Raw genomic sequence first — 279 nt, forward strand, 5'->3', positions numbered from 1 at the left:
ACCCTCGACTGCGCGTGCACGGGGTCGACGGTCTGCGGGTGATCGACGCCTCTGTCATCCCCACGGTTCCGACCGGCAACACCAATGCGCCCGCCGCGATGATCGGGGAGCGCGGGGCGGGGTTCGTGCTCGCGGACTGAGACGCCGCGCGCGACGCCGACGAGAAACCCCCACCCGCGATGACCGCGGGTGGGGGTTTCGGCGGTACGGGTGGTCCTCACGTCAGGCGGAGTGCACCTCGCGGCCGGCGAACCACGTCGAGATGACCGGCGTGTGCAC

At 71.7% G+C, this 279-nt stretch carries 1 protein-coding gene; it reads left to right on the plus strand.

Features of this window, described 5'->3' with window-relative positions; all coding sequences use genetic code 11:
* The first annotated feature begins 14 nt into the window (after positions 1-14).
* A complete protein-coding gene (locus SB658_RS23310; RefSeq protein WP_410602652.1) occupies positions 15-140 on the plus strand; it encodes a GMC oxidoreductase in 126 nt (41 codons plus the stop codon).
* Positions 141-279 lie beyond the last annotated feature (139 nt).

The organism is Bacillus sp. SIMBA_008, from assembly GCF_046535495.1.
GTDB lineage: Bacteria > Bacillota > Bacilli > Bacillales > Bacillaceae > Bacillus > Bacillus subtilis.